At 58.0% G+C, this 15,972-nt stretch carries 14 protein-coding genes and 1 pseudogene; 5 read left to right on the forward strand and 10 right to left on the reverse strand.

The window, feature by feature from the left end:
• Positions 1 to 2 precede the first annotated feature (2 nt).
• The 7 genes and pseudogenes from ACZ5A6_RS26385 to ACZ5A6_RS26415 all read right to left on the reverse strand — a co-directional run bounded on the left by ACZ5A6_RS26385 (position 3) and on the right by ACZ5A6_RS26415 (position 6,849).
• Positions 3 to 893, reverse strand: a complete 891-nt coding sequence (locus ACZ5A6_RS26385) for a LysR family transcriptional regulator (protein WP_003517041.1) — start codon at positions 891 to 893, stop codon at positions 3 to 5.
• A gap of 77 nt (positions 894 to 970) precedes the next feature.
• A complete protein-coding gene (locus ACZ5A6_RS26390; protein ID WP_003517039.1) occupies positions 971 to 1,246 on the reverse strand; it encodes a hypothetical protein in 276 nt (91 codons plus the stop codon).
• A gap of 61 nt (positions 1,247 to 1,307) precedes the next feature.
• Positions 1,308 to 1,771, reverse strand: a pseudogene (locus tag ACZ5A6_RS26395) (nuclear transport factor 2 family protein).
• Between the two features lie 68 nt (positions 1,772 to 1,839).
• Positions 1,840 to 2,388, reverse strand: a complete 549-nt coding sequence (locus ACZ5A6_RS26400; RefSeq protein WP_003517035.1) for a carboxymuconolactone decarboxylase family protein — start codon at positions 2,386 to 2,388, stop codon at positions 1,840 to 1,842.
• Between the two features lie 123 nt (positions 2,389 to 2,511).
• Positions 2,512 to 4,572, reverse strand: a complete 2,061-nt coding sequence (locus ACZ5A6_RS26405; RefSeq protein ID WP_464111496.1) for a 2Fe-2S iron-sulfur cluster-binding protein — start codon at positions 4,570 to 4,572, stop codon at positions 2,512 to 2,514.
• A gap of 54 nt (positions 4,573 to 4,626) precedes the next feature.
• A complete protein-coding gene (locus ACZ5A6_RS26410; protein ID WP_003517029.1) occupies positions 4,627 to 5,238 on the reverse strand; it encodes a glutathione S-transferase family protein in 612 nt (203 codons plus the stop codon).
• A gap of 195 nt (positions 5,239 to 5,433) precedes the next feature.
• On the reverse strand, positions 5,434 to 6,849 hold the full coding sequence (locus ACZ5A6_RS26415; RefSeq protein ID WP_003517028.1) for an aldehyde dehydrogenase family protein: 1,416 nt from the start codon (positions 6,847 to 6,849) through the stop codon (positions 5,434 to 5,436).
• A gap of 98 nt (positions 6,850 to 6,947) precedes the next feature.
• Here ACZ5A6_RS26415 and ACZ5A6_RS26420 point away from each other — a divergent pair, with 98 nt between their 5' ends.
• From ACZ5A6_RS26420 to ACZ5A6_RS26430, 3 genes are all read left to right on the forward strand, one after another.
• Entirely contained in the window at positions 6,948 to 7,847 is a 900-nt protein-coding gene (locus tag ACZ5A6_RS26420; protein WP_464111497.1) for a LysR family transcriptional regulator, read from the forward strand.
• Between the two features lie 349 nt (positions 7,848 to 8,196).
• A complete protein-coding gene (locus ACZ5A6_RS26425; protein ID WP_464111498.1) occupies positions 8,197 to 9,576 on the forward strand; it encodes an enoyl ACP reductase FabMG family protein in 1,380 nt (459 codons plus the stop codon).
• Positions 9,577 to 9,894: 318 nt separating this feature from the next.
• Positions 9,895 to 10,518: a pyridoxamine 5'-phosphate oxidase family protein gene (locus tag ACZ5A6_RS26430; RefSeq protein ID WP_003517021.1), complete on the forward strand. Its 624-nt coding sequence runs from the start codon at positions 9,895 to 9,897 to the stop codon at positions 10,516 to 10,518.
• 394 nt (positions 10,519 to 10,912) lie between these two features.
• Here the strand turns inward: ACZ5A6_RS26430 and ACZ5A6_RS26435 are convergent, their stop codons facing one another.
• From ACZ5A6_RS26435 to ACZ5A6_RS26445, 3 genes are all read right to left on the reverse strand, one after another.
• Entirely contained in the window at positions 10,913 to 11,284 is a 372-nt protein-coding gene (locus ACZ5A6_RS26435; RefSeq protein WP_464111499.1) for a hypothetical protein, read from the reverse strand.
• 82 nt (positions 11,285 to 11,366) lie between these two features.
• The gene (locus ACZ5A6_RS26440; RefSeq protein ID WP_113292218.1) at positions 11,367 to 11,990 is read right to left on the reverse strand and encodes a hypothetical protein; all 624 of its coding nucleotides are present in this window, start codon (positions 11,988 to 11,990) and stop codon (positions 11,367 to 11,369) included.
• Between the two features lie 294 nt (positions 11,991 to 12,284).
• Positions 12,285 to 13,013 carry a DeoR/GlpR family DNA-binding transcription regulator gene (locus tag ACZ5A6_RS26445; protein ID WP_013637539.1) on the reverse strand — a complete coding sequence of 243 codons (729 nt, stop codon included), beginning with the start codon at positions 13,011 to 13,013 and terminating at the stop codon, positions 12,285 to 12,287.
• A gap of 337 nt (positions 13,014 to 13,350) precedes the next feature.
• Here ACZ5A6_RS26445 and ACZ5A6_RS26450 point away from each other — a divergent pair, with 337 nt between their 5' ends.
• Both ACZ5A6_RS26450 and ACZ5A6_RS26455 read left to right on the forward strand, forming a co-directional pair.
• Positions 13,351 to 14,397, forward strand: a complete 1,047-nt coding sequence (locus ACZ5A6_RS26450) for an autoinducer 2 ABC transporter substrate-binding protein (protein WP_421446003.1) — start codon at positions 13,351 to 13,353, stop codon at positions 14,395 to 14,397.
• A gap of 71 nt (positions 14,398 to 14,468) precedes the next feature.
• The gene (locus ACZ5A6_RS26455; protein ID WP_003517010.1) at positions 14,469 to 15,968 is read left to right on the forward strand and encodes a sugar ABC transporter ATP-binding protein; all 1,500 of its coding nucleotides are present in this window, start codon (positions 14,469 to 14,471) and stop codon (positions 15,966 to 15,968) included.
• Positions 15,969 to 15,972: the final 4 nt, after the last annotated feature.

Below are 15,972 nucleotides of genomic sequence, written 5' to 3' on the forward strand. Positions count from 1 at the left end.
GATCAGTTCAGGAGACGGTTCTCACGCAGGCGGGCAACTGCCATGTCAACGAAAGCCCGCACCTTTGCGGGTGCATTCCGACCCTCTGGATGCATGATGTGGATAGGCAGGGGCGGCTCTTCAAACTCGCTGAGCACGATCTGAAGGTCGCCCGCCATAAGGTCAGGGCCTATCTGGTAGTTCAGCACGCGCGTCAGTCCCCAGCCCTCGCGTGCGGAGGTTATGGCCGCTTCGTTGGTGTTGCACTGAAGAGCAGCGTCTATCGTCACGCGGAAATCGTCGGAAAAGCGCCATTCAGGGGAGGCCCAGGCGCTGGTGGACGCCGCGATGCGATGATCCCTGAGGTCGGATGGCGTTGTCGGAATGCCATGTCGGTCAAAGTATGCCGGTGAACCACACACGACACGCCTGACGCTCCCGACCTTTATGGCGGAGAGGCCGGAGTCGGGGAGGTGACCAATGCGGACAGCGACATCGATGCCTTCATCGACAATATTGACAGGCCGGTCGATAAACAGGGTTCGCGCCTTCATGGTTGGAAATGCGTCCAGAAAGCCCGTCACGACGGGCAGCACATACATCTGCCCGAACATGACCGAAGCAGTTACGGACAGGGTGCCTGTCGGTGTAGCGTAGGAGCCTCCCGCTGCCGCCTCTGCTTCAGCAATGTCTGACAAAATCTTGCGGCAGTCCTCGAAATACCGGGCACCCGCCTCGGTCATTTTTACCGAACGGGTCGTTCGCACGAACAGGCGTGCTCCGATGATATCTTCCAGGGCTGCAACAGACCGTGTGACGGCAGGAGCACTCATGTGCATCTGGCGGGCGGTATCTGCGAAACTTTCGGTCTCCGCTACTTTCACGAAAATCCGCATTGCCTGCCAACGATCCATCCGGTCCCCCATGCCCTCGATACGGTGTCCATAGTAGAATCCTGGACGACAAGACCGCAAGCCGTCCGCGGCATGGATTAGCTGCCAGCGACCTGTCGGTTGGCAGCAGCAAGGTGCTCGATTTCGACGCAGCTTCGCTCACAAAGGCCAGCGGCGCTTGCACGTGCACGTGTGTGCTCATTGACCGCGAGCGCAAACGCTATGGCCCGCGCTATTTTCAGATCGAAGCTCAGGCCACGGCGTGCCAGATCGATTTCCGCACCCGTCAGCCCAAGCGCACGGCTATCGTCTTCCTGCTTGCGCTTCCGCGACAGGTCGCCGCTCGATGCGGTAAGAGCGAGTTCAACGGACACTCGAACTCGCTCGTTGAGTTTGAACGACGGCATTGACGAGGCCAACGGACCGACGCCCGGCTCAAAAGCCGAAGTCGCTGAGACCGGGATGGTCGTCAGGCCTTCGGCCGAGCGGCCAGTGAAACCTGCGGTCGGCTTCAGCGATCGGGTGTTCGTTGATGCTGGCGTGACGCGCCCGCATCAGGCCGTCTTCGGCAAACTCCCAATTCTCGTTCCCGTAGGCCCGGAACCACTGGCCGCTGTCATCATGATATTCGTAGGCGTAGCGCACCGCGATCCTGTTGCCCGTGAATGCCCAGAGTTCCTTGATCAGGCGGTAGTCGAGTTCCCTGTTCCACTGCGGCCCAGAAAGGCCTCGGCTTCATCGCGGCTCGTTACGAATTCGGCACGGTTGCGCCAGCGAGTATCCACCGTGTAGGCGAGCGCTACCCTGGCAGGATCGCGGCTGTTCCAGCCATCTTCCGCAAGGCGGACCTTTTCGATGGCGCTCTGTTCAGTGAAAGGGGGAAGCGGGGGACGGGACATTGTGATGGCTCCAGGTTTCGTAAGGGGGAGGGAAGGATGACGGCTCTCGTGTCACCCCGTCCTGAATGTCATGCCGCAAGACGATCGATACGCGGGAAATCGATCTCGGTATCGAGGGCTTCGTTGACGTAGTTTGTAAAGGTATTGAGCGCGACATGCGCAATGATCTCGACGATTTCCGCGTCGCTGTAGCCGGCGTCCCGAACTTTTACGATTTCCCCTGGTGCCACCGAGCCACGCGCGGTCGTCAGGGCGCGGGCGAATTCGACGGCTGCCGCAGCCTTGGCGTCGTTCGATGTTCCGCGGCGGTTCGAAGCGATCTCCGCTTCATCGAGCTTGGCGAACTTCGCTCCGGTGAAGGTGTGCGCCGAAAGGCAGTAGTCACAACCGTTGGCTTCGGCCATAGCCAGGGCGATCCTTTCCCGAGTGGCGGGTGCAAGCTTGCCCTTGCCGAGCGCTCCCTGCAACGAGGCGAGGCCGCTGAGGGCCGCTGGGCTGTTGGAGACGAGGCGGAAGATATTCGGCACCGAGCCGATCTGCTTCTGGATGGTCTCCAGGATCGGCCGTGAGGCTTCGGGCGCCTCCTCAATCGTGGCGGGGGTAGGAATGCGTGACATGGTATTCTCCTTTAATGGTTTTGAGAGACGTCGCTCTCTGATCCTCAAGATGATTGGTAACCGGTTGTTGTTGAACGTCGAAAAGCAGGAAGGGACTGTTGCGTCAGGCGTAGTAATGTTGGTTTAGACGGCGATCTGGATGCCGCCTTCCTGGCTCGCTGGAACGGCACAGCAAAGGAGGATCTCGTCATCGTCAACCTTCGCTGTCGGCTCCTTCAGGTACGTCACAGCGCCTTTGACGAGTTTTGTTTTGCACGTACCGCAATTGCCTTCACGGCAACTGAACTCGGGCTGAAGACCGCGTGCTTCTGCAAGTTCCAGCAGCGTTCCGGAGCCGGGTGCCCAGCGGGCCTCCTTCAGCGAGTTCGTGAATATGACAGGCACCGGCTTGTCGGACGGCAGCGCACGCAAAGGGGTGGCCCTGGCATCTTTGGCGCCTACAGACCGAACCAGCGACGAGGGCCCGAACGCTTCCGCGTGGATACGATCGTCTGCGATGTTGTAGCCGCGTAAACCGTCATAGAGCGCCTGCGTAAACTGCGGCGGACCACACAGATAGAAGTCGTAGTCGTTGAACGGCAGATGCTTGGTGAGCATAGCCATGTCGATACGGCCGGCAGTATCGTAGTCGGAGCCCTCTGTGGCATCGCCGATGTCGCTGAGAACTCGCACTAACCGGACCACGCCCTTGGCCGCAGCCACGAGTTCGGCGATCTCCTTGTCGAAAGGTCGCTCGGCTTTCGTGCGGGCAGCGTGGAACAACGTGATCGGCCGGATTCGCTGTTTGCGAATTCCCTCGTAGACGACATGACGGAGCATGGCGAGCAGCGGCGTGATGCCGACACCACCGGCAAGGAGCACTGCAGGGCGCGTGGCACGGGCGTCAACACCGAACTCCCCTGCGGGGGGCCGCGCCTCAATCACGTCGCCAACGGAGATGCTGTCGTGCAGAAACTGCGACACGAGCCCATCGCGTTTGACACTGATGCGGTAGATGCCATCGGACGGTGCGACAGACAGGGTGTAGGTCCTGACAACAGGCCGCTCGCTTCCCGGCAGCACCAGCCGGATCGGGAGGTGCTGCCCGGCAGCATGCGGCAGCAACCCCGCGCCGTCGCTTGGCTGGAGATGGATCGAGCGGATCGTCGTGCTTTCCTCGACGATCCTGGTGACCGTCATCGACCGCCATGTGTCTGAAAGTCCGGTGGCACGCATCCGGTCTGCTGCCTGCGCCCAGTTCCCGGTCATCAGAGAATTCGGCGACCATCCATCCTTCTGGAATGCCCAGCGGAGTGCGAGTGCATTCGGTCTCCGGACGATCCGGGTTGGCCTGAACGTCCAGAGCCGTTCCGCGCCCTGGAAGGCCGCAATCTCGGGTGATTCCAGGATGACGTCGGCTTCGCCTGTCATCTGCAGCACATCGCCCGTCGCGAAGTCTACGAAGAGCAGACCTGCTTTCTTGTTCAGCAGAATATTCCCCAGTGTCGAGAAGAAAAGGTTTCCGTCGAAATCGGGAATTGTGAGAACGTCATCATCGCCAACGCGGACGAAGCCGGCATTCCCGCCGCGATGCGAAACGTCAACCTGGCGCCTGTCTTCGCGGTCGACATAGGAGGCAACGAAGAACGCGTCCGCAGTCTTGATCGTGGAGCGAGCAAGGTCGTCAAGCTCGGACAGGTCTTCACGCTGGTTCTGGCTTGGTTGGCCGGGTGCCCTCTCGAATTGGAAATCCCGCAATTGTATGTAGCGCGGGCAGTTGCCGAAGCTCTGATCCACATCGATCCGATAACCGTTCGCTGCGGTGGAGACAAAGCCGTTCATGCGATTGCGGCGACGCGTGTGCATCTCGATGCCGAGCAGGCCGATCGGTTTGCCGTCCGCCATTCCTTCGCTGGCGGGGTCGCTTGGCTCCAAGGTAGAGCGGATATCGAGCGTGGTCGGCGTAGGAGAGGACATGAAGCCGGGTCGGCCCTCGACAAAAGTGGCCCATGCGTCATCGTGGCCATCCACACTGCCAAGGACGATGAACGGGAGCTGGGCATAGAAGTCCCGATGCTGATCCGGCATGAAATCGCGAACGCCCCGCTGGCCGACGACCTCCATACGCTCGGCGACACCGACTTTTTCCTGGATGAACTTCTCGCCTTCGTGCCATGTCGGCAGTTTTGTCAAAGTGTCGGTCATGTCAGCTCTCCTAAGAAGGGATCGGGCACGCTTCGGCGCGCACCCGAATGCGGATCAGGCGGCAAGGCCAACCGGAGTCCCGATAAAGTCCACGAAGCCCGGAAGCGCTTCGATACGACGAAGCAGCCTGTTGACCGCAGGATAAGTGGAGAGATCCACGTTGCCTTCAGGGGCGCGGGCCACGTAGCTGTAGATTGCGACGTCAGCGATCGTCGGGCGTTCGCCAACCAGCCATTCTCGGTCGGAAAGCTGAGTTTCGAGTTTTCCAAGGACCGCATGGGCGCGACCAATGACTTCGTCCGGATTGAACTTGGCACCAAAGACGGTGACCAGGCGGGCCGCCGCCGGACCATAAGCGATCTCGCCGGCAGCTACCGACAGCCAGCGTTGGACCGCTGCGGCGCTCTTCAGGTCATCGGGCAGCCAGTCCGTGCGTCCGGCTTTCTTGGCAAGGTAGACCAGGATCGCGTTAGAATCCGATACGTATTCGCCGTCGTCGTCGAGAACCGGAACCTGGCCAAACGGGTTCATCTTGAGGAAATCGGGCGTCTTGTGCGCGCCGGACATGAGGTCCACCTCAACCAGCTCATGCGGCAGGTTGATCAGTGAAAGGAACAGACGGGCCCGATGCGAGTGGCCCGACAAAGGATGATGATAGAGTTTCATTGTACGCTCCTGCGAGTATCGTTCGGGTCAATTCCCGATCCGCACCTGCAGATTGCTATTATTACGTGGTGATGAGAACGATCGCGCTTCACACTTCATCATTACGCCAGGTGCAACAATGGCCGCCCAACAGGGTTCGCTCGACGGTATGTGGCATCAGGCCACGCAGCTAAAAAGTTGCGTGGCCTTTAAATGTCACGACAGTACGGCACGGGGTTCGAGAAAGGCCTCGAGCCCAAAGACGCCGAATTCCCGCCCGAAGCCGGATTGCTTGAATCCGCCGAATGGTACCATTGGGTCATGCGGCGCATCGTTGATGAACACGCGGCCTGCCTCGATCTGGTTTGCGACGCGTTTTGCCCGCGCGACGTCGGAAGAAAAGACGTGCGCCTGCAGGCCGTAATCGGTGTCGTTCGCGATCGTGATGGCGTCTTCCTCGTCGCGGTAGGAGATCAGCGATAGCACGGGGCCGAATATCTCCTCGCGCGCGATGCGCATGTCGTTGCGGACGCCGGTAAAGATGGTGGGCTTGACGAACCAGCCGCGCTGCAGCCCTTCCGGACGACCTTCGCCGCCTGCCAGCAGTCTGGCGCCTTCCTCCTGTCCCAAGCGAATATAGCTTTGCACGCGATCCCACTGCTTCTGGCTGACCATCGGACCAACCTGAACCTGTTCGTCGGCCGGTTCTCCCGACCTGAAGTCTTTGATGGTGTGGCTTAGCCGTTCCTCGATTTCACCGAACCTGCTTTCTGGAGCAAGAATGCGGGTTCCGGCAATGCAGGCCTGACCGCTGTTGCGGAACCCTGCCACCAGCACCTGCGGGATGGCGACCTCAAGATCGGCATCGTCCAGAATGATGCTGGGGCTTTTGCCGCCAAGTTCCATTGTGACGCGCTTCATAGTGGCCGCGGCCGCCTGAACAATGCCGCGACCTGTGGCAGTGGAACCGGTGAAGGTGATCTTGGACACGTCGCGGTGAGCCGTCAGTGCCGCACCAACGACGCCTCCATACCCGGTGACGATATTGAAAATGCCATCGGGAAGACCGGCCGCGTGCAGACATTCAGTGATCACCTGTGTCTGTAGGGCGCTCATCTCCGAAGGTTTGATCACCATCGTTGCTCCGGCTGCAATGGCGGCGGAGAGCTTGCCGCAGATAAAACTGTAATTGCTGTTCCAGGGCGTGATCGCCACGGCAACACCCGAGGGTCGCATCTCGACATCGGCGCTGCCCATGCGGCGTTGGAACTCGTAGTCCTTCAGCGTTCTTGCCATGTCGAGAAAGACGCTACCTGCGCGTGACGCTGAAAAGCCGATGAAGCCCGATGGCGCACCGTATTCTTCACGCATGGCGGACGCCAGATCGTCGGTTCGGGCGGACACCGCGGCATGCAGCCGGTTCAGCATGTCGATCCGCTCTTTTCTGGTCGTATTCGAAAAGGCTGGGAAAGCGCGTTTGGCGGCAGCAACTGCGCGGTCGGCGTCCCGCTCATCTGCGAGCCGCACGCTGCCGATCTGGTCCTCGGTTGCCGGATTGAAAAGCGGCGCCCATTGATCGCCGTGCGGCGTGACAAACGCCCCGTTGATATAGATCCGATCGATGATGTGCATGTTTCTTCTCCTGTGATGGCTTCACAGCAAAAATGGCATGCGGTAAGTGTTGCGTGTAGTAGGACAAAATCGGACAGCCTGATGAACTGGATTGCGCAATGAGGGCAAGCCTGATCGAGCTTGAAGCGGTTGCCGGAGTCGCGCGTCACGGTGGATTCCGGGCTGCCGCGCGCGAACTCGGTATGTCGTCATCGGCTTTGAGCCATGCGATCGCCGCACTTGAGGAGCGCCTTGCCGTCAGGCTTTTCAACCGCACCACGCGTAGCGTGTCCTTGTCTGCAGCCGGTGAGCAATTCCTATCTGAAATCGCACCTGCCCTGCAGACGCTCGAGAAGGCGATCGAAAATGTCGGTGAACATTCAGATCGGCCCTCCGGGAGACTCCGGCTGAATATGGCGCCGGGCGCGGCGCGCATTCTGCTGCAGCCGCTCATCCTCGAGTACAGCCGTCGATACCCGGATGTCGACATCGAGATCGTGACCGAAAATGCGCTCGTGGATGTGATCGGCAAAGGTTTTGATGCGGGCATTCGTCTCGCCGAGGCTATCTCGCCGGACATGGTGGCCGTACCGATCATTCCGAAAATGCGGTCTTTCGTCGTCGGCTCGCCGCGCTACTTCGACGGCCGTTCAAAGCTTGTCGTCCCAGCCGATCTCGCCCGGCACGTCTGTATCCAGATGCGCATGACAAGCGGGAGACTCTATCGCTGGGAGTTTGAGAAGCACGGGGAAACACACTTGATCGATGTCAGCGGCCATCTGACATTTGATGGGTCTGACCTTATTCTGGAGGCCGCTCTTGCCGGATTTGGGCTCGCCTATCTGGGTGAACATGCACTTGCGCCCCATATTGCCTCAGGCGATCTCATTCCTGTTTTGGAAGACTGGTCTCCCGAATATCCGGGACTTAGCCTTTATTTCTCGAAACGGCGACACATGCCAGCCAAACTGCGTGCCTTCATCGAGCTGATCCGAGAGCGTTCGACTGGCGACAATTGATAACGAGGATGCCTATCTTCGTCGTAAGCCTGGTCGTTGGTGCATATTTTGTCGATACCGGTCTTCTTGCAAACTTGCGAGAAGGCAGTCTGAACAGTCTTCGACGCGACAAGATTCGGCGTGGTGCGCCACTGGAGAGGCGCGATGTTTCCAGCGAGCTCTTTTTGGTATCGGCGCGCCGATCCCCCGGCCTCGGCATCCCCTGTATTGTAGGGCGAACAGAGACCGACTTCACGTTTTGAAATGAACGGTCACCGAAAATGAGTTCCCATTCCGTGCCAATGCGGTCATGTCTTTGCAAAACTTGTACGAGCCAGTGTTCGATGACAAACTTTAAAGAGTTGACAGCATGGAAAATCCGGTTGCATTGAATCGCCTTTCTGAAAACACGGTCTTCCGTAAAGGCGACGTTTTCGTACTCTTCGGCGAACTGTTCGGCCGCGGATACGCCACCGGCTTGCTCGACGAAGCGAGACGGGCTGGAATGGAGATTGTGGGAATCACCGTCGGGCGGCGTGACGAGAACAACACGCTGCGGCCGCTCGACGCCGATGAACTGTCTTCGGCGGAGGCCCAGCTGGGCGGCAGGATCATCAACATACCTCTTATGGCGGGTTTCGATCGCGATGCGCCCGCAGACGGGCCGACTCCCACCGATCTCCTGGCAAAAATGACACTTGAGAGCTGGGAGCACGACAAGCTCGACTGGGACTATGTCAGGCAATGCCGCGACATTGCCAATGCGCGTTTTACGGAATCGCTTTCGAAAGTCATGACCGTTCTCGATGGTATGATCGCCGATGGCCGCAATGTTTTCTTCGCTCACACAATGGCAGGCGGCATCCCGAAGGCGAAGGTGTTCCTGGTCATCGCCAATCGGATCTACAAGGGAACCGGAACCCGCCACATGTCCTCGCAGACCCTGCTCGACAGTGACATGGGAAAACTCATCCTGCAGAATTTTGACGACGTCTCCGCAAACACCTTTCGCCATCTCATCGATTTCAGTGCGGCGATCCGCGAGCGCGTTGAAGCTTCAGGCGGTCAAGTGCGATATACGGCCTATGGTTATCACGGATCGGCGGTCCTCATCGACGGAAGTTATCGTTGGCAGACCTACACCAATTACACCCAGGGTTACGCGAAGATGCGGCTCGAAGGCATTGCAGAGGAAGCCTGGGCTGAAGGGATCAAGGCAACAGTTTATAATTGCCCCGAAATCCGGACCAATTCGTCCGACGTGTTCACCGGTATCGAGCTGCCCCTGATACCGCTGCTGCTTGCGTTGAAGAAAGAAAACGGCGGCCAATGGGCAGATGACCAGTGGCAGGCCTGCCAGCAGCTGCTGGTAGATGGCCTAACTATGGAAGACGTCTTCGGCAAGATCGCCGCCATGCAGGCCAGCGATGTCATGCGTCCGTTCTATGACTTTTCGGCATGGCCCATGGCAAACAGCCAGGCGCAGGCTGATCTCACCATCGGCACGTCCAACGAAATCACCCAGATGCATCGGGATAGCAAGGTGATGATCAGCGATCTGTTGAGCAGTCTCGTTGTGACGGCAACAGGGCAGCTAATCTTCGGTGAATCTTCCGAACCCTCCGGTCCAGTTCTGTGGCTCAACCATGACATTGTGGCTCGGCGACTTAATGCTTCCCACCCGCATTCAAAGTCTTCCGCGCCGCTTATCGCGCCGGGAATGGGATCCGCGCAGCCTGAGATGGCGTGAAGGCTTCCCAGCCTGGCCTGGAGACCGGGTGCTTTAGCCATGAACGATCCAGAACCACATGGGTGGACTGGTCCCTGGTGGTAAGAAACAACTACCCCGATGCCGAGCTTTATGTTGATCGTCTCTCTCGGGCCTTGGTCGGATCGTCGCTGATCGCGGCGAGATGCGTTGGCAAGTTGCAGGCTAGGGCTGGCAGGACTAACGTCTACGCCAGATCTGAAGGATATAGCATCGCAAAAAAATCGGGCTTGCTATAAGACAACTCAGGCTCACACCGGGAGACAGCGGTGCGAGCCTGCGTTAACAGGGGATTGAGACATGCCATATCATTTCCTTGAAGTCGCCGTGACGCCAAGCGTCAGAGCCGCTCAGTCTGCCATGGGCGTGGACCAGATCTGGTTGGGTAATGATAGCCGTCCCTCCGATACCCTCACAGAAGACGAGATCGCTTTCATCGCCGCACGTGACAGCTTCTATATGGCATCGGTCTCGGAAACGGGCTGGCCCTACGTTCAACATCGTGGAGGCAATGCCGGTTTTCTCAAAGTCGTTGATCAACGAACTCTGGCCTTTGCCGATTATCGCGGCAACCGACAGTACATCAGCACCGGCAATCTGGCTGCCAACGACAGGGCCTGTCTTTTTCTGATGGATTACGCGCGAAGAGCGAGGCTCAAAATCTATGTCCATGTAGATCGGCTGACACTTGATGCCGACCCGACGCTCAACGATCTGGTATCCGACCCCACATATAAAGGCCGTGCGGAGGGGATTTTCAGGCTTCGGCTTGAAGCGTACGACTGGAACTGTCCCCAGCATATTACTCCGCGCTACACCCAACAGCAGGTCGAGCAGGCAGTCGCTCCTCTTCGTGAAAAACTGCTGCAATTAGAAACCGAAAACGCAGCCTTGCGAGCACAGTTGGGAGGACTTCAAACATGAATGAAGTTCTAAGACCACCATGTCCCCCGTTCAGCGCGGTGGAGAAAGTACTGCTTGCCGTCTGTCAGGATATCTGGCAGGCGCGTTCTTGGCCGCTTCTTTGAGCGCGCGCAACACCTGCAGTGATCAGCCTCATGGGGTACTCACGGTCTACCGGAAATAATTGTCAGCTTTCGGGCGTCGAGTTTGCGGTGAGGCCGTGACAACGCTTCCCACCGCCTTGTGTCGATTGCGGTAATTGTGGAAGAACGGCCAAGAATGTTGGCCGAGCCGCTGCTTTGAGGTTTGTGCCAATGCGTATCGGAGCAAGCCATCAGGCAAGCACAAAAAGTGAGAGAAAATGTTCCGTTTTTCAGTGATAGTGGCTGCGTGCTTGAGTATCAGCGGATGCGGACTAACCAAGGTACCTGATTTTGTGCATGATCGCGACGTGAGCAAGCTGGATGCAGTAGGTGTCAGCCTGGAAGCCGCAAGAGCGATGGCGACGCGAAACGGCTTCCGATGCAACCAAAGCCTTGATCGAAACCGCACAGTCGTGACCAAAGACAACGTCCAACGCAAGACAGATATCCTTGAATGCCATAAAACCTCCTTTGACCTGGTCTGCCCGCAGCGAAGATACGTGGTTTTCAATGCCGATCCGCAGAGCGGCATAGTTTACAGCGTAGGCCGTCGTATAACCCAACATTCCTGTTTCTAAACCGATGAACTTAAAATGCTCCGGCGTTGAACCTGCCGACGAATGTTCTTTCGCGGCAAAGATCACCGCTGCAACATTGACCCTGTCGATGAAATGTCAGGCCAAGTGCTGTGATCGCGCGTGATACCAAGAGTGTTGGCATAAGTGTTTAACGGAGCAGTCCGTCCACGTCGAACTCCTCCCAGCCGCCGAGCTTCGAGGCCGGATCATCGCAAGACGTCGTTGGCCGCTTCGCAACCTTCTTTTTGAGCGACCGCGTCAGCTTCGCCTGATATGCCGCGCGCCGCCTCTTTTCGGCTTTCGCCTCTGCATCCTCCACCCGCCATTCGTCCACAACGCCACGGTCGAGAAGGTCTTCGACCACCTTGGGGTCAAAGACATGGAACGTGATCTGACGGGCGCGGCCGTTCAGTCTGACCGTTCGCGTCCCCGCGCTCGGCAGGCGACCGTCGGCAAGCCAACGATGCCGCTCGCTCGTCTTGATAGTCAGGATGTCCTCGATTTCGCGCGGGATTACCGGCAGTGCAGCGGCCTCCGTCACCACTTTTGTGACGATGGTCGCTGCTGCATTGAACGCGGTCTTTTCACTGGCCGTCATCGCCAGGGTGAGGTCGACTCCTTCGAGCGAGATCAACTTTTTTGCATGAGCGGGCAGCCTTGCCTGTATTTCTTGAAGGACGCCTTTGGCGCGAACGGCCGACCCCATTGTCACGGTAGCCGGCAGGGTCCATGTTCTGATCAGTTCGATGTGATGTTTTTCATGCTTCGGCATGTCGCACAGATGGTGTTTGAGCGCGTTCAAGTCAAACAGCTAATTGATGGCACTCGTTCACTCGGCCAACTTGCTACGAGGCATGAAAGACAAGTCTGATGAACATCAGCCGATCTTTCTTCTCCCTTCGTATTGCTGAAATCTTCCATCAAGATACGCAGGAATGGTGTAGCAGCAGGGGCGTTCTGCCGGCTTTCTGGCCGGACTGCGGTGATGTTCGCCCTCTTGGGGCGAAAGATATCGCTGAGCTCTCTCTCCCGAGGCTTATTTGGGAGCCCTCGTTGTCGGTTTGTCTCAAGCCCAGGGTGAAGGCTGATCTGCAATAACTGAGTTGAAGTCGCCTATGGCAGCGTAGCGTGCGGCTCGCACCTTTCTGAATTTGCTGCTGTCCACCACCAGATGCTTTTGAACCGAGCGTTGCATAACCATCTGCTTGATCGGCACTTCATGAAAATGTGAGCAGGTGACGCCATGCTGTTCGTCCACGCCACCGGCAGACAAAAATGCCTTGTTGATATTGATGCGCTTCAGCACCTCGATACCCTCATCACCCGAAAACGAAGCCGCTTCCGGATGATAGACGCCCCCGAGCATGATCAGGCGGACATCGGTTCTGCTCGCCAGTTCCTCTGCAACATTGAGGGAATAGCAGATGACCGTGACATGGGCGTTTGCCGGAATTTGCCGCGCCAGATGCGGCATCGTCGTTCCGCAATCGATGAATACAGTGTCATATGGTTCGATTAGAGCTGCCGCCTGCGTGCAGGCGCGCGCCTTGGCAGTTGCATGGCTGTCCTTCTCCTGCTCGAGCACATAGTCGCTGCTGATGGCTCCATCCTGAACCGGAATAATGTAGCCGCCAAGACAGCTAAGCCGCTGACCGTCGGCGGCAATGTCGCGGCGAATGGTAATTTCGGATACGCCAAGCCGGGACGCTGCGTCCCGCAGCCTCAGGACACCCGTTTCCTGAACCAGTCCGGCCAGTGCGTCCAACCTGGCATTGTGTGCACTTATTCTGCTCACCTTATCTCCGCTTTCGGTTTGTCCCTGCGCTTCATATTTCGGTGTTAGTTTCCTTGCAATCGCCCTCTCTACGCTTGACAGAAGAACAACAAACATGAAACGATCGAAACATAATGATCGGATTGTATCATAATAGTTCGCATTATCGGGAGAGGAAGACAACAGGTTTCTGGGTCACATCGTGGTCCATCTACCGGGGCGTGGGAAGCCTTTTCCGGGAGAATGAGGAGGCGTCGGACGCGTGAGGAGCGGATACCGGCGTTAGGGATCGACCATTGTCGGGTGCTGCGACTGGAATAGGTCCGGCACAGTGCAGTTTCAAAGGGAGGAGTTATCCGTGAACAAGATTTTCGCAACCATCGCGCTTGCTGCCACGCTTTCGGCGTCGGCTGTCTTTGCGCAGAGCGCCGTCGATACATCGAAGGTCAACAACGAATTGATCACCGCGGCGAGTGGCAAGAAATACACCATTGCGACCGTCGTGAAGGTGGATGGCATCGCGTGGTTTGACCGCATGCGCGATGGCGTCGAGCAGTTCAAGGGCGATACCGGAAACGATGTCTGGATGGTTGGCCCAAGTCAGGCTGATGCCGCCGCCCAGGTACAGATTGTTGAAAATCTCATCGCGCAGGGCGTTGACGCCATCGCCATCGTGCCGTTCTCGGTGGAAGCGGTGGAACCGGTGCTCAAGAAAGCCCGCGATCGCGGCATTGTCGTCATCAGCCATGAGGCTTCCAATATCCAGAACGTCGATTTCGACATCGAAGCCTTCGACAACAAGGCCTATGGCGCGAACCTGATGAAGGAGCTCGGCAAATCCATGGGCGGCAAGGGCAAATATGTCGCCACCGTTGGCAGTCTGACGTCCAAGTCGCAGATGGAATGGATCGATGGCGCCGTCGAGTACCAGAAGGCCAACTTCCCGGAAATGTCGCAGGCGACCGAGCGGCTGGAAACCTATGACGACGCCAATACCGACTATACCAAACTCAAGGAAGCGATGACCGCCTATCCTGATATCACCGGTATTCTCGGCGCGCCGATGCCGACATCGGCAGGCGCGGGTCGCCTGATCGCCGAAGGCGGTCTGTCGGGCAAGGTCTTCTTCTCGGGCACGGGCCTGGTTTCCGTTGCCGGCGAATACATCAAGAACGATAACATCCAGTACATTCAGTTCTGGGATCCGGCCGTTGCCGGTTATGCCATGAACATGCTAGCTGTCGCGGTTCTCGAGAAGAAGAACGAGCAGATCAAGGCCGGCCTGAATATGGGCCTGCCCGGTTACGAAAGCCTGCTGGTTCCTGACGCCTCCAAGCCACATCTGCTCTATGGCGCAGGTTGGGTCGGCGTGACCAAAGAAAACATGGACAAGTACGACTTCTGATCCGAACCACGGAGGGAGGGGCAACCCTCTCTCCTTACACCCCGTGTTTTCCAGCCTTGCACGAGGCCATTATGACTGAAAATCTGATCGAGCTGCGCCATATCGGCAAGCGGTTTGGCGGCGTGAAGGCGCTCGACGACGTGTCGCTGAGTATTCGCCCGGGAGAAATCCATTGCCTTGCCGGTGAAAACGGTTCCGGTAAATCCACCGTCATCAAAATCATGTCCGGGGTTTACACGCCCGAGGACGGCGAGATTCTGATCGACGGGAAGCCTGTTGGCAAACTCGATCCGGTAAAATCCGTTCACCACGGTATTCAGGTGATCTATCAGGATTTTTCGCTGTTCGGTAACCTGACGGTGGCCGAAAACCTGGCGATCAATACCTTCCTGATGGAAGGCCGCAAGACGGTCGACTGGCGACAGGTTCGTCAGCTGGCTCAAAAGGCGTTGGACCGCCTCGGCGTGAGCATCGATCTTGATGCGGATGTCGAAAGCCTGCCCACGTCGGGTAAGCAGATCGTGGCGATCGCCCGCGCTCTCATGGCCGATGCGCGCCTGATCATCATGGATGAGCCGACGACGGCGCTAACGCGCCACGAGGTCGATGCCCTGTTCAAGATCGTGCGCGATATTCAGGCGCAGGGCATTGCCGTTCTCTTTGTCAGCCACAAGATGCGCGAGATGCTCGAAATCAGCGAGCGCCTGACCGTTTTCCGCAACGGCAAGAAGGTTGCCGAAGGACCGATTGCCGAATTCGACGAGCCGGCAATCACACGCGCGATGACGGGGCAGGAACTGACCGCCCACAGCTACCAGTGGGCTCCTCGGGAGGGCGCCGACATGCCGGTGCTGGAAGTGCGCAATCTCTCGGTTCCGGGTTCGGTGGAAAATGCCGACCTGACGCTGAGGCCGGGCGAAATCGTCGGTATTTCGGGCTTGATCGGTTCGGGTCGTACCGAACTTGCACTGGCGCTGTTTGGTATGCGCCCTGACTTTACAGGTTCAGTGCGCCTTGCAGGCCGCGAGGTTCACCCGAGGACCGTTCAGGAAGGTATTGCCTGCGGTGTCGCCTATGTTCCGGAGGACCGCCTGACCGAGGGGCTATTCCTGACACAATCGATCGAGCGCAATATCATTGTCACGTCGATTGAGAAATTTGTCCGCGGTCTTTTCATCAATCGTAAAAAGGCCGACGAAACGACCCGCGATATGTTCTCGGCCATGCAGATCGTGGCGCCGGGACCGCACACGCCGGTCAACCATCTGTCCGGCGGCAACGCACAGCGCGTGGTTCTGGCCCGCTGGCTGCTGACGGGCGCCAAAGTGCTGATCCTGAACGGCCCGACCGTCGGTGTCGATGTTGGTTCCAAAGCACAGATTCATAACATCATCCGCAAACTGGCCGAAAAGGAAGGCCTGTCCGTGCTGATGATTTCCGACGATGTCCCGGAACTGGTGCAGAACTGCAATCGCGTGGTGGTTATGCACCGCGGCCGTTTCGTTGACGAATTGTCCGGAGAAGGCATGACCGAAGACGCCGTTAATGACCGGCTCAAGACGCTGAATTGAGGGG

The organism is Agrobacterium sp. 6Ca8, from assembly GCF_055382765.1.